At 65.8% G+C, this 15,565-nt stretch carries 13 protein-coding genes; 12 read left to right on the forward strand and 1 reads right to left on the reverse strand.

Going from position 1 to position 15,565, the window contains the following annotated elements; translation table 11 throughout:
* Positions 1-5 precede the first annotated feature (5 nt).
* Together ISM_RS10985 and ISM_RS10990 are read left to right on the forward strand one after the other, a co-directional pair.
* The gene (locus tag ISM_RS10985; RefSeq protein WP_009814236.1) at positions 6-1,127 is read left to right on the forward strand and encodes a beta-ketoacyl-ACP synthase III; all 1,122 of its coding nucleotides are present in this window, start codon (positions 6-8) and stop codon (positions 1,125-1,127) included.
* 306 nt (positions 1,128-1,433) lie between these two features.
* Positions 1,434-1,892 carry a hypothetical protein gene (locus tag ISM_RS10990; protein WP_009814237.1) on the forward strand — a complete coding sequence of 153 codons (459 nt, stop codon included), beginning with the start codon at positions 1,434-1,436 and terminating at the stop codon, positions 1,890-1,892.
* Positions 1,893-1,909: 17 nt separating this feature from the next.
* On the opposite strand, the gene ISM_RS10995 is transcribed toward ISM_RS10990, so the two are convergent.
* Positions 1,910-2,851, reverse strand: coding sequence for a GlxA family transcriptional regulator (locus tag ISM_RS10995; RefSeq protein WP_009814238.1), 942 nt, complete (start codon positions 2,849-2,851; stop codon positions 1,910-1,912).
* Positions 2,852-2,925: 74 nt separating this feature from the next.
* Between ISM_RS10995 and bcoG the strand changes: the two genes are divergently transcribed.
* The 10 genes from bcoG (at position 2,926) to ISM_RS11045 (ending at position 15,555) form a co-directional block, all read left to right on the forward strand.
* Positions 2,926-3,837: a 3-dehydrocarnitine:acetyl-CoA trimethylamine transferase BcoG gene (gene bcoG, locus ISM_RS11000; protein ID WP_009814239.1), complete on the forward strand. Its 912-nt coding sequence runs from the start codon at positions 2,926-2,928 to the stop codon at positions 3,835-3,837.
* A 190-nt stretch (positions 3,838-4,027) separates the two neighbouring features.
* Complete coding sequence (locus ISM_RS11005) at positions 4,028-4,789, forward strand: SDR family oxidoreductase (RefSeq protein ID WP_040618031.1); 762 nt, start codon at positions 4,028-4,030, stop codon at positions 4,787-4,789.
* A gap of 67 nt (positions 4,790-4,856) precedes the next feature.
* Entirely contained in the window at positions 4,857-6,269 is a 1,413-nt protein-coding gene (locus ISM_RS11010) for a carnitine 3-dehydrogenase (RefSeq protein WP_009814241.1), read from the forward strand.
* 4 nt (positions 6,270-6,273) lie between these two features.
* The gene (locus ISM_RS11015) at positions 6,274-7,437 is read left to right on the forward strand and encodes an acyl-CoA dehydrogenase family protein (RefSeq protein WP_009814242.1); all 1,164 of its coding nucleotides are present in this window, start codon (positions 6,274-6,276) and stop codon (positions 7,435-7,437) included.
* Positions 7,438-7,658: 221 nt separating this feature from the next.
* The gene (locus ISM_RS11020) at positions 7,659-9,722 is read left to right on the forward strand and encodes an acetate--CoA ligase family protein (RefSeq protein ID WP_009814243.1); all 2,064 of its coding nucleotides are present in this window, start codon (positions 7,659-7,661) and stop codon (positions 9,720-9,722) included.
* Positions 9,715-10,500, forward strand: coding sequence for a carnitinyl-CoA dehydratase (locus ISM_RS11025; protein ID WP_009814244.1), 786 nt, complete (start codon positions 9,715-9,717; stop codon positions 10,498-10,500). Before ISM_RS11020 ends, ISM_RS11025 begins: the two co-directional genes overlap by 8 nt.
* A gap of 48 nt (positions 10,501-10,548) precedes the next feature.
* On the forward strand, positions 10,549-12,273 hold the full coding sequence (locus ISM_RS11030) for an ATP-binding protein (protein WP_009814245.1): 1,725 nt from the start codon (positions 10,549-10,551) through the stop codon (positions 12,271-12,273).
* On the forward strand, positions 12,273-13,619 hold the full coding sequence (locus ISM_RS11035; protein ID WP_009814246.1) for a sigma-54-dependent transcriptional regulator: 1,347 nt from the start codon (positions 12,273-12,275) through the stop codon (positions 13,617-13,619). The genes ISM_RS11030 and ISM_RS11035 overlap by 1 nt, the downstream gene beginning before the upstream one ends.
* A 138-nt stretch (positions 13,620-13,757) precedes the next feature.
* A complete protein-coding gene (locus ISM_RS11040; RefSeq protein WP_009814247.1) occupies positions 13,758-14,777 on the forward strand; it encodes a C4-dicarboxylate TRAP transporter substrate-binding protein in 1,020 nt (339 codons plus the stop codon).
* Positions 14,778-14,922: 145 nt separating this feature from the next.
* Entirely contained in the window at positions 14,923-15,555 is a 633-nt protein-coding gene (locus ISM_RS11045) for a TRAP transporter small permease subunit (RefSeq protein ID WP_009814248.1), read from the forward strand.
* Positions 15,556-15,565: the final 10 nt, after the last annotated feature.

Raw genomic sequence — 15,565 nt, forward strand, 5'->3', positions numbered from 1 at the left:
ACTACATGATCCAGCCCGCCATCACCGGGACCGGGGTATTCACCCCCGAGCAAACCATCACGAATGACGAGCTGGTGGTTGCCTTCAACGCCTATGCCGAAAAGTTCAACGCCGACAACGCCGAGGCGATTGCGGCGGGAGAGGTCGCAGCCAAGGCGCCGTCCTCGTCCGAGTTCATCCTCAGCGCCTCGGGGATCGAGCAGCGCTATGTGATGGACAAATCCGGGGTTCTCGATCCCGAGACCATGCATCCGGTCTTTGCAGCCCGCGCCGACGAGGCCCCGTCGATGATGGCCGAAATGGCGATTGACGCGGCGCAAAAGGCGCTGGCGCAGGCCGGGCGGCGGGCGGAAGAGGTCGATCTCATCATCTGTGCCGCCTCGAACCACGAGCGCGCCTATCCCGCTATTGCCATTGAAATTCAGCAATTGCTGGGCGCGGGCGGCTTTGCCTTTGACATGAATGTCGCCTGTTCCTCGGCCACGTTCGGCATCCAGGCGGCGGCGGATATGGTGCGGGCGGGATCGGCGAAATGCGCGCTCATCGTCAATCCCGAGATCTGTTCGGCGCATCTCGAATGGCGCGACCGGGATTGTCATTTCATCTTTGGCGATGTCTGCACCGCGACACTGGTCGAGCCCGCCGAGGCAGCCCAAGGCGCGCATTTCCTCATCCGGTCGACCCGCTGTGCCACGGAGTTTTCCAACAACATCCGCAACAACAACGGTTTTCTCCGGCGCACCCGGCCGGGCCAGATGGCGGACCGGCGCGACATGCAGTTCATGCAGGAGGGGCGGAAGGTCTTTAAGGAAGTGCTGCCGCTCGTCTCGGCCCATATCGCGGGCCATATGGAGGACGAGGGCGTGGCGGCGGATGATCTGAAGCGGCTCTGGCTGCATCAGGCCAACAAGTCGATGAATGATTTTATCGGCCGCAAGGTTCTCGGCCGGGTGCCGGAGCCGGAAGAGCAGCCCAACATCTTGCAGGATTACGCCAACACCTCGTCTGCCGGGTCGATCATCGCATTCGCGAAATATTCCGACGATCTGGCGCCCGGCGATGTCGGGCTGATCTGCAGCTTTGGCGCGGGCTATTCGGTTGGGTCGGTGATTGTCGAGCGGGCGTGAGGGGCGATTTGGGCAAACCGGGGCAGGCGGGGCCATCCACTCTGTGTCTGGGCGCGCCATCTAGAAGCCAAGCTTCGGGGATGGACGATGACGTGCTTCGATCCAGCGTATTTTATACGAAGAGGAGGGACAAAGCCCCAATCCGTACCGACCCCGCCAGGCTGCCCGGCATTGGGGATGCAGAGCAACAGGTTGTCCCGGTTTACTTCGGGATTGGTTTACAAGTGACATTTGGAAAGGCAGACAGTAATGGGAAAAGAGTTTGACGGTTCCCCCGACGTCGGGGCCGTAGGCAGGGATGGGTAAATGTCAACGATCAGAGGTTATCTGAAGAAACATACCGAGGCGCTGGTCAAGGATGTTGGGATCGAGCCCGCGTGCGAGCTCACCGGCAAGTCCAAGGCGACCTTGGGGCGGTATTATTCGGACCATGACGAACATGCCGATCGGTTCATGCCGATCGACGCTGTGGCGGCGCTCGAAGAGGCGGCGTCCTATCCGCATGTCACGGCGGCGCTGGCCGAGCTCAAGGGCATCAGCCTGTCCTTTGACGGCACCCGGCGCAATGCGGATGACAAGGGCGGGGTGAACGCGGATGTGATCGCGCTCAGCCAGCGGTTCGCGATCCTGATGGCCGAGTATCAGCAATCCATCGAGGATGGGGTGATCACGGTCAATGAGGCCAAGCGTCTGTTGCGGGAGACGACGCAGCTGCAGCAGGTGCTCATCGACATGAAGCTGCATCTCGAAGACGAGGCGACCTGAGCCGGGGTCGTCCCGGATCAGAGCGTTCTTTTCCTGAGTTCTGAAGGGGTTGCGCCAAATCTCTGGCGGATCGCGCGCGACAGGGCTGCGGGCGATTCATAGCCGCATCTGAGCGCCACCTCGGCCACGCCGAGACCACTTCCCTCGAGCATTTTACGCGCGTTCGAGAGCCGCAGATGGCGGTAGACCGTGCCCGGCGGCGCGCCGAGGCCGCGGCGGAAATGCCGGTCGAGCGTGCGCGGCTGGCAGGAACAGCGCCGCGCCAGATCGGGAAGCGGCAGCGGTCGTTCGAGATGGTCGCGCATGAGCGCCAGCGCGCGGCCCACCAGCGGATCGTGATGCGGCGTTTCATCGGGGCGGGGATCGCCCTTGATGAACTGATCCTCGACATCGAGCCGGGCGGCCTCGCCGAGATGCTGGCTCACCAGATCAAGCACCACATCGAGCGCCGAGAGCGCCCCGGCGCAGGTGATCACCGGCCCGTCGCGCAGATGCCGGGCGCGGACCGCGTCAACCTCAAGGAATCGTTCGGAAAAGGCGGGGAGAAGATCCCAGTGAATCGTCGCCTGCCGCCCGTTCAAAAGCCCGGCAGAGGCCAGAAGCCATGGCCCCGCATCGAGCCCGATGGTCACCGCCGCCTGACCGGCGGCGCGGCGCAGCGCCTGACGGGCGGCGTTGGTATCGTGTTCATGGTGCCGATAGCTCGCGTGGACGAAGAGATAATCGCAATAGGTCAAGGACTTGAGCGGGCCGTGCGGGACGATGCCGATGCCCGAGGAGGTCTGCACCGGTAGCCCGTCGAGAGTGACGATCTGCCAGTCGAACACATGGCGATGGGTCACCGCATTGGCAGCGCGGAGCGGCTCGAGGCAATTGGCCATGCACAGGTTGGAGAACTCGTCAAAGACGAGGAAGCCGATCCGCACCGGGCCACCCGGGATTTTTGTCCATTTCTGCATCAAGAATGTCAGATACTGCAAAATCTGGCGCGGTTCCAGCGATACTCTCGCGCCATGTTGACTGGGAGAACACCATGCCGCTGACCATGAACCGAGACGTTTTCATCACCTGTGCCGTGACCGGATCGGGCGGCACCCAAGACCGCAGCCCGCATGTGCCGCGCAGCCCTGAGCAGATTGCCGACAGTGCGATTGCGGCGGCCAAGGCGGGGGCGGCGGTGGTGCATTGCCATGTGCGCGATCCCGAGACCGGGGCGCCGAGCCGGGACAAGGGGCTGTTTCGCGAAGTGACCGACCGGATCCGCGATGCGGAGGTCGATGTGGTGCTCAACCTGACCGCCGGGATGGGCGGCGATCTGGTCTTTGGCGATGTCGAGAACCCGCTCGATCTCAACAGTGCGGGCACCGATATGGCGGGCGCCACCGAGCGCGTCGCCCATGTCGCCGAATGCCGCCCCGAGATCTGCACGCTCGATTGCGGCACGATGAATTTCGCCGAGGCCGATTACGTGATGACCAACACGCCCGGCATGCTCACCGCCATGGGCGCGATGATGACCGAGCTCGGCGTCAAGCCGGAGATCGAAGCCTTTGATACCGGCCATCTTTGGTATGCAAAACAACTGGTTAAGGATGGGGTTCTCGAAAGCCCCGCGCTGGTGCAGCTCTGCATGGGTGTGCCATGGGGCGCGCCGAATGACCTCAACACCTTCATGGCGATGGTCAATAATATCCCCGAGGATTGGGCCTGGTCGGCCTTCAGCCTGGGCCGCGATCAGATGGCCTATGTCGCGGCGAGCGTGCTGGCGGGCGGCAATGTGCGCGTCGGTCTCGAGGACAATCTGATGCTCGATCGCGGGGTGCTCGCCACCAATGAACAGCTGGTGACCCGCGCCCGCGAGATCATCGAGCGTCTCGGCGCCCGGGTAATCGGCCCGCAAGAGGTGCGCGACAAGCTCGGCCTGACCAAACGCGCCCCGGTCTGAGACCAGGCGCGGCAGCGGCCGAAACCGGCCAAAACGGCAGGTCGGTCATACGTCGGCATCGCGTCGGTAAAGCGACGGGGGGTGAAGACGGGGGGTGAAATCGCCCCCGCCCGAGGGAGTGGGCGGGGCGGTCTAACGGGGCCTAACAGGGCCAATCAGGGCCAAACAAGGTCTGACAGGGAGTGAACACATGTCACGCAGGGTTTTGATCACCGGGGGCGGATCGGGCATCGGCCGCACCTATGCCCGCCGGTTCCATGCCGAGGGCGACCGTATCGCGATCTGTGACGCCGATCCGGCGGCGGTCGAGGCGATGCGCGCCGAGCTGCCCGGTCTCATCGGGGCGGCGGTGGATGTGCGCGACGAGGCGGCCATGGCCGAATTTCTCGGCGCGGTCGAAGAGGAATGGGGCGGGGCGGATATCGTCTTTGCCAATGCCGGCACCGGCGGCCCGGCGGGGCATATCGAGGATATCAGCTATCAGGATTGGCAGGATTGCGTGGCGGTGAACCTGCATGGCGTCTTTCTCACCTGCCGCTGGGCGGCGCGGGTGATGCGGGCGCAGGGGTCGGGGCTCATCCTGCTCACCTCCTCGACCGCGGGGCTCTTTGGCTATCCCAACCGCTCGCCCTATGCGGCGGCGAAATGGGCGATCAACGGGCTGACCAAGACGCTCGCGATGGAGCTCGGCCCGGTGGGGGTGCGTGTCAATGCCATCGCCCCCGGCGCGGTCGAGGGCGAGCGGATGGAGCGGGTTCTCGCCAATGAGAGCCGCGCCACCGGGCGGCCCATCGAGGAAATCCGCGCCTCTTACGTGGAATGCACCTCGCTCAAGAGCTGGGTGAGCGCCGATGAGCTTGCCGATATGGCGCTGTTCCTCGCCTCGCCCGCTGCGGCCAAAGTGTCGGGGCAGATCATGGCCGTGGATGGCCACACGGAAAGCATCAACTGAGGCCAGAAGTGGCGCCAGAATTGGTGCCAGCTTTGATGCCAGAAATTCAGATGTCAGGGAGAATGACATGACCAAGACAGCAGCGATCATCGGCGGTGGCGTCATCGGCGGCGGCTGGGCCGCGCGGTTCCTGCTCAACGGCTGGGATGTGCGGGTGTTCGACCCCGATCCGCAGGCCGAGCGCAAGATTGCCGAGGTGCTCGGCAATGCCCGGGGCGCGCTGCCGATGCTCTATGACACGGCGCTGCCCGAGGAGGGCACGCTCAGCTTTCATGGCTCGATTGCCGAGGCGGTCGAGGGCGCCGATTGGGTGCAGGAAAGCGTGAGCGAGCGGCTCGACCTCAAGCATAAGGTGCTGGCCGAGATCCAGACGGCCAATGCCGGCGTGCTCATCGGCTCGTCAACCAGCGGCTTCAAACCCTCGGAGCTGCAAGAGGGCGCGCAGGATCCGTCGACCATCATGGTCACCCACCCGTTCAACCCGGTCTATCTCTTGCCGCTGATCGAGCTGGTGCCCTCGGAGGCCACCGCGCCCGAGGCCATCGCCCGCGCGAGCGAGATGCTCATCGCGCTCGGGCTCTATCCGCTGCATGTGCGCAAGGAGATCGACGCCCATATCGCCGACCGCTTTCTCGAGGCGGTGTGGCGCGAGGCGCTCTGGCTGGTCAAGGACGGCATCGCGACCACCGAAGAGATCGACAATGCGATCCGCTATGGGTTTGGCATCCGCTGGGCGCAGATGGGTCTCTTTGAGACCTATCGCGTGGCCGGCGGCGAGGCCGGGATGCGGCATTTCATGGCGCAGTTCGGCCCTTGCCTCAAATGGCCCTGGACCAAGCTCATGGATGTGCCCGAGTTCACCGACGAGCTTGTCGATCTCATCGCCGATCAGTCGGATGCGCAATCGGGGCATCTGTCGATCCGCGAGCTTGAGCGCAAGCGCGACCGCAACCTGATCGCGATGATGCGGGCGCTGCGCCAGCAGGGCAATGCCTCGGGGCGGCTGATCAACGACCATCAGAAGGCGATCCGCCCGGCGCCTGTCGCGTCCGAGGATGGCCGCGCGCTGCGCAGTCAGCGGCGCATGGTGCCGGTCGATTGGACCGATGTGAACGGCCATATGAACGAGGGCCGCTATGGGCAGATTTTCTCGGATGCCGCCGAAGAGGTGATGGCGCATGTCGGGGCCGATGACGCCTATGTGCAGGCGGGCAACAGCTATTTCACGGTGGAAACCACGGTCAAATACCTCGCCGAGACCCATGCCGGCGAGATGGTCGAAGTCTGGAGCCGGGTGACGGAGGGCGCGGGCAAGAAGCTGCGCTGTCTGCATGAGATGCGCCGCGCCAGCGATGGCGAGATCCTCGCCACCTGCGATCAGTTCATGCTGCATGTGAGCCTCGAGACGCGGCGCACTTGCGACCCGCTGCCCGAGGTGCAGACCCGTGTTGAGGCGCTCGCCGCCGCGCATAAGGAGTGAGACCATGCAATTCGCGATGACCGAAGAACAGCAGATGATCGTCGACACGACGCGGGCCTTTGTCGAAAAGGAAATCTATCCCCATGAGCTCGAGGTCGAGCGGTCCGGCCACCTGCCGATGGAGATCATCCGCGAGGTGCAATCCAAGGCGATCGAGGCCGGGCTCTATGCGGCGAATATGCCCGAAGAGGTGGGCGGTGCCGGGCTCGATACGCTGACCTGGCTGATGTATGAAAAAGAGCTTGGCCGGGCCAATTACGCGCTGCACTGGACCTGTGTGGCGCGGCCGTCGAACATCCTCTTGGCGGGCACCGAAGAGCAGCGCGAGAAATATCTCTACCCCTGTATTCGCGGTGAGAAATGGGATTGTCTCGCGATGACCGAGCCGGGGGCGGGATCGGACCTGCGCGGCATGAAGGCCAGCGCCAAGCAAGATGGCGACGATTTCATCCTCAACGGCACCAAGCATTTCATCAGCCATGCCGATATCGCCGATTTCTCGATCGTCTTCATGGCGACCGGCGAGGAAGAGACACCGCGTGGGCCAAAGAAACTCATCACCGCGTTCTTCGTCGACAAGGGCACGCCGGGGTTCTCGGTGCGCGAGGGCTATCGCAATGTGAGCCACCGCGGCTATACCAATGCGGTGCTCGAGTTCGACAATTGCCGGCTGCCTAAATCGGCGGTGCTGGGCGAGGTGCACAAAGGGTTCCAGGTGGCCAATGACTGGCTCGGGGCGACCCGGCTTCAGGTGGCGGCGACCTGCCTTGGCCGGGCCGAGCGGGCGCTGCAACATGCGGTGGAGTACGCCGCCGAGCGCCGCCAGTTCGGCCAGCAGATCGGCAAGTTTCAGGGCGTGTCCTTCAAGCTCGCCGATATGGCGACCGAGCTCAAGGCGGCGGAGCTTCTGACCTGGATGGGTGGCTGGAAATTCGATCAGGGCAACGTGACCGAGAGCGACATGTCGATGGCCAAGCTCAAGGCCACCGAGATGCTGGCGATGGTGGCCGATGAGGCGATCCAGATCCATGGCGGCATGGGGCTCATGGATGAGCTGCCGCTGGAGCGGATCTGGCGCGATGCCCGGGTCGAGCGGATCTGGGAAGGCACCAGCGAGATCCAGCGCCATATCATCAGCCGCGAGATGCTGCGGCCGCTGGGCGCCTGATTTTATGCCTCCGGCGGGGATATTTGCGGCCAGAAGAAGATGCGGGAGAGGGATCACTCCCCCTCCCGTCTGGCTGCGCCAAAGCGCTTCTCCTGGCGCGGTCATCGGCGTCCCCGCCTGTACCGCGCCCCGAGCCTCGCGCGAATTCATGAACAATTCCTTACTTCTTCTGGCGAAAAATATCCTCGCCGAAGGCGAAACTCTTTTGGAGCCACCGCGCCATGCGTGATCTGTCCCGTCTGTTTCAGCCCCGGTCCATTGCCGTCATCGGCGGCGGGGCCTGGTGTGCCAATGTCATCGAGCAATGCGCCAAGATGGGCTTTGCCGGGCCGGTCTGGCCGGTGCATCCGACCCGCAGCGAGCTGGGCGGGGTGGCGGCCTTTGCCTCGCTCGACGCTCTGCCGGGGGTGCCCGATGCGGTGTTCATCGGGGTCAATCGCACCCTGACCATCGAGACGGTGGCGCGGCTCAGGGCCATGGGCGCGGGCGGGGCGGTGTGTTTTGCCAGCGGGTTCCGCGAGGCGCAGGCCGAGACCGGTGATGGCGACAGCCTGCAGGAGGCGCTGTTGGCGGCGGCGGGGGAGATGCCGATCATCGGCCCCAATTGCTACGGGTTCATCAATTATCTCGATGGCGCGCTGCTCTGGCCCGATCAGCATGGTGGCGAACGCACCGAGCGCGGGGTGGCGGTGCTCACCCAGAGCTCGAACATGGCGATCAACATCACCATGCAGGCGCGGGCCTTGCCTCTGGCCTATGTCGGCACGGCGGGCAATCAGGCGCAGATCGGCCTGTCGGAGATCGGCGCGGCGATGCTCGAGGATCCGCGGGTGACGGCGCTGGGGCTGCATATCGAGGGGATCGGCGATCTGCGGGCCTTTGAGGCGCTGGCGGCAAGAGCGCGGGCGTTGGGCAAGCCGGTGGTGGCCTTGAAAGTCGGCAAATCCGAGCAGGCGCAGAAGGCCGCGGTGTCGCATACCGCCTCGCTCGCCGGGTCGGATGCGGGCGCGCGGGCCTTGTTGCGCCGGTTGGGCATTGGTCAGGTCGAGAGCCTGCCCGGGCTTCTCGAGGCGCTGAAGCTGTTGCATTTCGCGGGGCCTCTGGCCTCGAACGGTGTGGCGTCGATGTCCTGCTCGGGCGGCGAGGCGAGCCTGATGGCGGACACCGGGTTTGGTCGTGACATTCGCTTTCCGCCACTCGATGAGGGCCAGCGGGTCGGGCTGCGCGCGGCGCTGGGTCCGATGGTGGCGCTGGCCAACCCGTTGGATTATCATACGTTTATCTGGGGCGACGGGGCGGCCATGGGCCGGACCTTTGCGGCAATGATGGGCGGCGAAGAGATCGCCATGGGCTGTCTCGTGGTGGATTTCCCGCGCATCGACCGCTGCAGTGACGCGGCCTGGGATTGCGTGCTCGAAGGGGCGGGCCATGCGGCGCGGGCGGTGGGCAAGCCGCTGGCGCTGGTGGCGACCTTGCCCGAGGCGCTGTCGGAACGGGTGGCGGCGCGGGCGATTGCAGAGGGGCTGATCCCGATGCTGGGGCTTGATGAGACGCTCTGCGCCATCGAGATTGCGGCGCGGATGGGCAAGGCAGCCGTGCCTGAGCCGCTGACCCTTCCCGGCGCGCGGAAGACAGGCGCACGGGAAACGGGCGCGACCCATGTGCTGAGCGAGGCAGAGGCCAAGGGGGCGCTGGCGGAGCATGGCGTGGCGGTGCCCCGGTCCGAGCGGGTCGAGAGCCGCGCGGCGCTGGGTGAGGCGGCGGCGCGGGCGGCCTATCCCGTGGTGCTCAAATCCGAGGGGCTGGCCCATAAGACCGAGGCCGGGGGCGTGGCGCTCGGCCTCAAGGATGCGGCGGCGGTGGCGCAGGCGGCGGGCAGCATGCCGGGCGAGAGTTTTCTCATCGAGGAGATGATCGACGGCGGGGTGGCCGAGCTCTTGATCGGGGTGGTGCGTGATCCGGCGCATGGCTTCGTGCTCACCCTTGGGGCGGGGGGCACCTTGACCGAGATCCTGCGCGACAGCGGCTCGCTCTTGCTGCCCACCACGGAGGACGCGGTGCGCGACACGCTGCGCGGCTTGCGGATTGCGCCGGTTCTGGCGGGCTATCGCGGCAAGCCGGGGGCGGATATGGGCGCGATCCTTGCCGCCGTCATGGCGGTGCAGGATTATGTATTGGCCCATGCCGATGAGATAGACGAAGTTGAGATCAACCCGCTGATCGTCACGCCCTCGCGGGCGGTGGCGGCGGATGCGCTAATCAGGAAGGGAGAGAAAGATGAGTGAGAGCCCGGTCAAGACCGAGCGGCGGGGGCATGTGCTCGAGGTGACGCTCGACCGGCCCAAGGCCAATGCGATCGACCTGCAGACCAGCCGTGCGCTGGGCGAGGTGTTTCGCGATTTTCGGGACGATCCAGAGCTGCGGGTGGCGATCATCACCGGCGCGGGCGAAAAGTTCTTTTGCCCCGGCTGGGATCTCAAGGCCGCGGCGGATGGCGATGCGGTGGATGGCGATTACGGCGTCGGCGGCTTTGGCGGGCTGCAGGAGCTGCGCGGGCTCAACAAGCCGGTGATCGCGGCGGTGAATGGCATCTGTTGTGGCGGGGGTCTCGAATGGGCGCTGAGCGCCGATATCATCCTTGCCGCCGAACATGCCACATTCGCCCTGCCGGAAATCCGGTCCGGCACGGTGGCCGATGCCGCCTCGATCAAGCTGCCCAAGCGCATCCCCTATCACATCGCGATGGAGATGCTGCTCACCGGGCGTTGGATCGACGCGGAAGAGGCGGCGCGCTGGGGCATGATCAACCGCATCCACAGCGCCGAGACGCTGATGGAGGAGGCGCGGGCGCTGGCCGATCATCTCGCCTCGGGGCCGCCGCTGGTCTATGCGGCGCTCAAGGAAGTGGTGCGCGAGGCGGAGGGGATGAATTTCCAGGACGCGATGAACCGCATCACCAAGCGCCAGTTCGAGACGGTCGATATTCTCTATGACAGCGAGGATCAGCTCGAAGGGGCGCGGGCCTTTGCCGAGAAGCGCGACCCGGTGTGGAAGGGCCGCTGAGCCGCCGCCACGCTTGAACTTTGCCCGGAAATCACGTCAGGGTGCCGCATGATTTTGCGGCGCCTTTTCATATTTGCCCTGTTGCCGCTGGCCCTGCTGGCGGCGCTTTATGTGGGGTCCGAACGGTATTTCCGGGCGCAGGAAGTGGCCCGGGCCGAGGGGCGCGTGTCGCTTTACCGGTCGACCGTGGTGGATGAGCTCGACCGGTTTTCCTATTTCACCCATGTGCTGGCGCGGGACCCGTTCGTGATGGCCGCGTCGATGCAGGGGGTGGCGGGCACGCTCGATGCGCGGCTGCGCGATTTCGCGGAGCAGGCCAAGCTCGACGCGATATATCTCATGGGCACCGATGGCACGACGATTGCGGCATCGAACGCCGGCACGCCCGCGAGTTTCGTGGGCCAGAACTATGCGTTTCGGCCCTATTTCCGGCAGGCCTTGGAAGGCGGGCAGGGGCGGTTTTACGGGATTGGCGCGACCACCGGGTTGCCGGGCTATTTCGTGGCCGATCCGGTGCGCGACCGCGAGGGGCGCATTCGCGGGGTGATTGCGATCAAGCTCGATCTGACGCGGCTCGAGGGGGCGTGGCGGGAGAGCGGCGAGCTTGTGCTCTTGGCCGATGCGGCGCGGGTGGTGTTGCTTTCGTCGCAGGAGGCGTGGCGCTACCGGGTGCTGACGCCGCTCAGCCCTGAGGCGCGGCGCGAGATCGAGGCGGCGCGGCAGTTCACCGGTCATGCGCTCGAGCCGCTCGACTGGCAGCAGAATGAGCCGGGGCGGACGATCGTCGCCGGGGAGGGGATGATCCATCTGGTGCGGGGCGACCTGCCGCATGGCTGGACGCTGCATTACCTCGGCAGCGAGACGCAGATCGAGACGCGCAGCTGGCTGGTGGTGGTGATCGGGGCGGTGATGCTCGGTCTGTTGCTCTTGGGTTGGCAATGGCGGCGCAACCGGATGATCGGCGCGGCGCTGCGCCGGTCGGAGGCCGAGGAGGCGGCGCTGCGCGAGGCGAACCGGCGGCTGGCGGTGGAGATCGAAGAGCGGCGCACGGCGCAGCGGCGGTTGCAGCGCACGCAGGGCGAGCTGGAGCGGGCCAGCAGGCTGGCGGCGCTCGGGCAATTGGCGGCCTCGGTGACCCATGAGCTGGGCCAGCCGATTTCGGCGATGCGCAACCATCTGGCGGCGGCGGAGATGTCGGGGGCTGGCTCTTCCGGGCAAACGGGGCTTACGGCGCGGCTGAGCGGGCTGGTGGAGCGGATGGAGGGGATCACCCGGCAGCTCAAGTTCTTTGCCGCGCCGACCGCGCCCGAAATGGGCGAGGTCGATCTCAACGCGGCGCTGGCGGAGGCGCTGGCGCTGGTGGCGCCCAATCTCGAGACGGCGGGCATTGACGTCACGCGTGATCTGTCGGGGTCGGCGGTTTTGGTGCGCGGCAACAAGCTTCGGCTTGAACAGGTGCTGACCAATCTTCTGCGCAATGCGGCGGATGCGATGGAGGAGAGCGCGACGCGGCAGCTGGTGCTGCGCACCGGGGTCGAGGAGGGCATGGGCTGGGCCGAGATTGCGGATAGCGGCAGCGGGCTTGGCCCCGGCGGGCTTGAGGCGCTGAGCGAGCCCTTTGTGACGACGCGTCCTTCGGGGCAGGGGATGGGGCTGGGGCTTGCGATTTCCGGCGGGATCGTCAAGGAGCATGAAGGCCGCCTGACCGCGCGGGACAGGCCGGGCGGCGGCACGGTGTTCCGGATGGAGATCCCGCTGGCGGAGGAGATGTGATGGCCGAGGGCAAAGCGACCCCCCTGAACCTGCTCATCGTCGATGACGATGCGGCGATGCGCGCCTCGCTGGTCGAGCTGGCCGAGGCCGCCGGGTGGCAGGCGAGCGCCGTCGGGCGGGCGGCGCAGGTGGCCGATCTCTTGCCCGAGCTGCGGCCCGATGTGATCCTGTCGGATGTGCGGATGCCGGGGATGTCGGGGCTCGACCTGCTGGCCAGCCTGCAGGGCGCGGGCGCGCCGCCCCTGGTGCTCATCTCGGCCCATGGCGATATCACCATGGCGGTCGAGGCGATGCAGGCCGGGGCCTATAGTTTCGTCGAAAAGCCCTATGATCCGCGCCGCTTGCTCAGCATTCTGCGCCATGCGGGCGAGCAATATCGGCTCACCCGGCAGGCCGGGCGGCTCAAGGCGCGGCTGGCGCAGCTGTCGGGGCTCGACCGGGTGTTGCTTGGCGGGACGCCGGAGATGGTGGCGCTGCGCGAGACGGTGATCGACATGGCCGATGCCATGGTGCCGGTGTTTCTCAGCGGTCTGACGGGCACCGGCAAGGATGTGGTCGCCAAGGCGCTGCATGATCTGGGGCCGCGGTCCGAGGCGCCTTTTGTGGCGCTCAACTGTGCGGCGCTGTCGGAGCGGCATTTCGAAGAGGGCATGTTCGGCATTCATGGCGAGCGGCAGGGCAGCCTGATGGGGGCGCGGGGCGGCACGCTCTTCCTCGATGAGGTCGGCGCCTGTCCGGTGGCGGTGCAGGCCAAGCTCTTGCGGGTGATCGAGACCGGTGAGGTGACGCCCATTGGCGCGCCGGGGCCTGTGCCGCTCGACTGTCGGGTGGTGGCGGCGACCAATGAAGACCCGGAAGAGGCCATCGCGGCGGGGCGGCTCAGGCCCGATCTCTATTACCGGCTGAGCGGCGTGGTGCTGCGGCTGCCGCCTCTGGTGCAGCGGCGCGACGATCTCGAGATGCTGGCCACGCATTTCCTGCGCCATTACGCGGCGATCTACGAGATGTCCGCCCCGGCGCTTACCACCGAGGATCTGGCGGCGCTCTTGGCGCATGACTGGCCGGGCAATGTGCGCGAGCTGCGCCATGTGGCGGAGCGGCGGGTGTTGATGGCGCGGCGCGACCGGGGGTCGATGGCCGAGGCGCTGCGCCCGGATGTGGTGGCCGAGGACATGCCCGGCACGCTGCGCGAGGCGGTGGCGGCGCTGGAACGGGGGATGATCGCCCGCGCGCTCAAGGCGCATGAGGGGCGGATGGACGATGTGGCGGCGCAGCTTGGCATCGGGCGGCGCACGCTCAACGAGAAGATCGTCAAGCTCGGTCTCGACAAGGATGCGCTTCTCTAACGCTCAGCAAATCCCGCCGTTGCCCTGCGGAAATCCGCAGGGCGGCCCCCTGACCCCCTGCGGATAACTTCATTGGCGAATCGACCTGCCGCGTTATGATCTCGCGAATTCAATGGATTTTGACTGGGAGGATCATCCATGAACGGATTTCTGAAAACCACTGCGCTTGCGGCAATCACCCTCGGCTTTGCCGGTGAGGCGATGGCTGTGGAGTGGAATGTCTCGCTCTGGGGCAAGCGCCGCGCCTTTACCGAGCATGTCGAGAAGCTCGCCGAGCTGGTGAGCGAAAAGACCGGCGGCGAGTTCACCCTGAACATCAGCTATGGCGGCCTGTCGAAGAACAAAGAGAACCTCGACGGTATTTCCATCGGCGCGTTCGAGATGGCGCAGTTCTGTGCCGGCTATCACCGCGACAAGAACCCGACCATCACCGTGCTCGAACTGCCGTTCCTCGGTGTTGAGACGCTCGAGCAAGAGCGCGAGCTGAGCATGGCGCTCTATGCGCAGCCGGCGGTGCAGGAAGATCTGGCGCGTTGGAACGCGACGCTGCTGATGCCGTCGCCGATGCCGCAATATAACCTCGTGGGTCTCGGCGATGCGCCGACCAGCCTCGAAGGGTTCGAAGGTCTGACCGTGCGCGCCACCGGCGGCATCGGTGAGGCGATGAAGGCCGTGGGTGCCGTGCCGACCTCGATGTCGGCCACCGAAGTGCGCCAGTCGCTCGACAGCGGCGTGATCAAGGCCGCCGCCTTTGCGCCGCATGCGCATATGTCCTTTGGCACGATCGAGAACGCCAATTGGTGGACCACCAACCTCAACCCCGGCACCGTGAACTGCCCGGTTGTGGCCAACACCGATGCGCTCAATGATCTGTCGGATGAGCATCGCGAGGCGCTGCTGGGGTCGATCGACGAGGCGCTCGACCATTATGTCGCCAATTATGAGGGCAACACGATGGAGCGTTGGGGTCCGGCGCTCGACGAGCGTGGCATCGAGAAAGTGACCTTCTCGGCCGAGGCGCTCGCCGCCTTTGAAGAGCGCGTGGCTGGCCCCGCGGCGCAGGACTGGATCAGCTCGATGAGCGAGCGCGGTCTGCCGGCGCAGGAGCTCTATGACTTTGCCACGTCGAAGCTGAAAGAACTCAAGGGCAGCATGTAAGCCTTTGCGGCCCTGCCCCCCGATCCGGGGGCGGGGCCTTTTTATGCACCTCCGAGCGCCGCCCCAGAGGGGGCAGGATGCGCCACCCCGCGCGGCGGGGCATGGGGGCGGATCGTAACGGGACATATCACGGGAGGGACACGCCATGGCGGGCGGCGGAACGGTGCTGAGCGATGACAGCACGCTGAGCCGGGTGGACCGGCAATTCTATCGCATCGAGAGGGTTCTGGCGCTGGTCAGCGGGCTCGCGGTTTTTGCGATGATGCTCTTGGCGGTGGGATCGGTCAGCGGGCGCAATTTCTTTGACCAGCCGCTACCGGGCTATGTCGACTGGATCGAGCAGGCGATGCCGCTCATTGCCTTTATGGGCATTTCCTATGTGCAGCGCGACGGCGGGCATATCCGCATGGATCTTGTCGTCGGCAATCTCAAGGGCCGTGTGCTGTGGCTGGTGGAGATGATCACCACGCTGGTGGTCCTTGGCCTGATGGTCCTTCTGGTCTGGGGCACCTGGGCGCATTTCCAGCGCAGTTTCGATTTCGGCGCGCCGCTATGGAGCCGCGACAGTTCGATGGATATCGCGCTGCCGCTGTGGCCGGCGAAGCTCTTGGCGCCGGTGGCCTTTGGGGTGCTGTGCCTGCGGCTGGTGCTGCAGGTGATCGGCTATGGCCGGGCCTTTCTTGAGAATGCGGAAAAGCCGGTGGCGGTGCCGCTGGTGGTGGATGCCGCGACACAGGCCGCCGAAGAAGCGCGCCATGTGTCCGATGGCAACGGGTAAGGGGCAGAAC

The organism is Roseovarius nubinhibens ISM (genome assembly GCF_000152625.1).
Classification (GTDB): Bacteria; Pseudomonadota; Alphaproteobacteria; order Rhodobacterales; family Rhodobacteraceae; genus Roseovarius; species Roseovarius nubinhibens.

Bases quoted from the DNA above. Each gene is read 5' to 3' on its own strand.
- ISM_RS10985 (WP_009814236.1), top strand. From the start codon at position 6: ATGATCCAGCCCGCCATCACCGGGACCGGGGTATTCACCCCCGAGCAA.
- ISM_RS10990 (WP_009814237.1), top strand. From the start codon at position 1,434: ATGTCAACGATCAGAGGTTATCTGAAGAAACATACCGAGGCGCTGGTC.
- ISM_RS10995 (WP_009814238.1), bottom strand. From the start codon at position 2,851: ATGCAGAAATGGACAAAAATCCCGGGTGGCCCGGTGCGGATCGGCTTC.
- bcoG (WP_009814239.1), top strand. From the start codon at position 2,926: ATGCCGCTGACCATGAACCGAGACGTTTTCATCACCTGTGCCGTGACC.
- ISM_RS11005 (WP_040618031.1), top strand. From the start codon at position 4,028: ATGTCACGCAGGGTTTTGATCACCGGGGGCGGATCGGGCATCGGCCGC.
- ISM_RS11010 (WP_009814241.1), top strand. From the start codon at position 4,857: ATGACCAAGACAGCAGCGATCATCGGCGGTGGCGTCATCGGCGGCGGC.
- ISM_RS11015 (WP_009814242.1), top strand. From the start codon at position 6,274: ATGCAATTCGCGATGACCGAAGAACAGCAGATGATCGTCGACACGACG.
- ISM_RS11020 (WP_009814243.1), top strand. From the start codon at position 7,659: ATGCGTGATCTGTCCCGTCTGTTTCAGCCCCGGTCCATTGCCGTCATC.
- ISM_RS11025 (WP_009814244.1), top strand. From the start codon at position 9,715: ATGAGTGAGAGCCCGGTCAAGACCGAGCGGCGGGGGCATGTGCTCGAG.
- ISM_RS11030 (WP_009814245.1), top strand. From the start codon at position 10,549: ATGATTTTGCGGCGCCTTTTCATATTTGCCCTGTTGCCGCTGGCCCTG.
- ISM_RS11035 (WP_009814246.1), top strand. From the start codon at position 12,273: ATGGCCGAGGGCAAAGCGACCCCCCTGAACCTGCTCATCGTCGATGAC.
- ISM_RS11040 (WP_009814247.1), top strand. From the start codon at position 13,758: ATGAACGGATTTCTGAAAACCACTGCGCTTGCGGCAATCACCCTCGGC.
- ISM_RS11045 (WP_009814248.1), top strand. From the start codon at position 14,923: ATGGCGGGCGGCGGAACGGTGCTGAGCGATGACAGCACGCTGAGCCGG.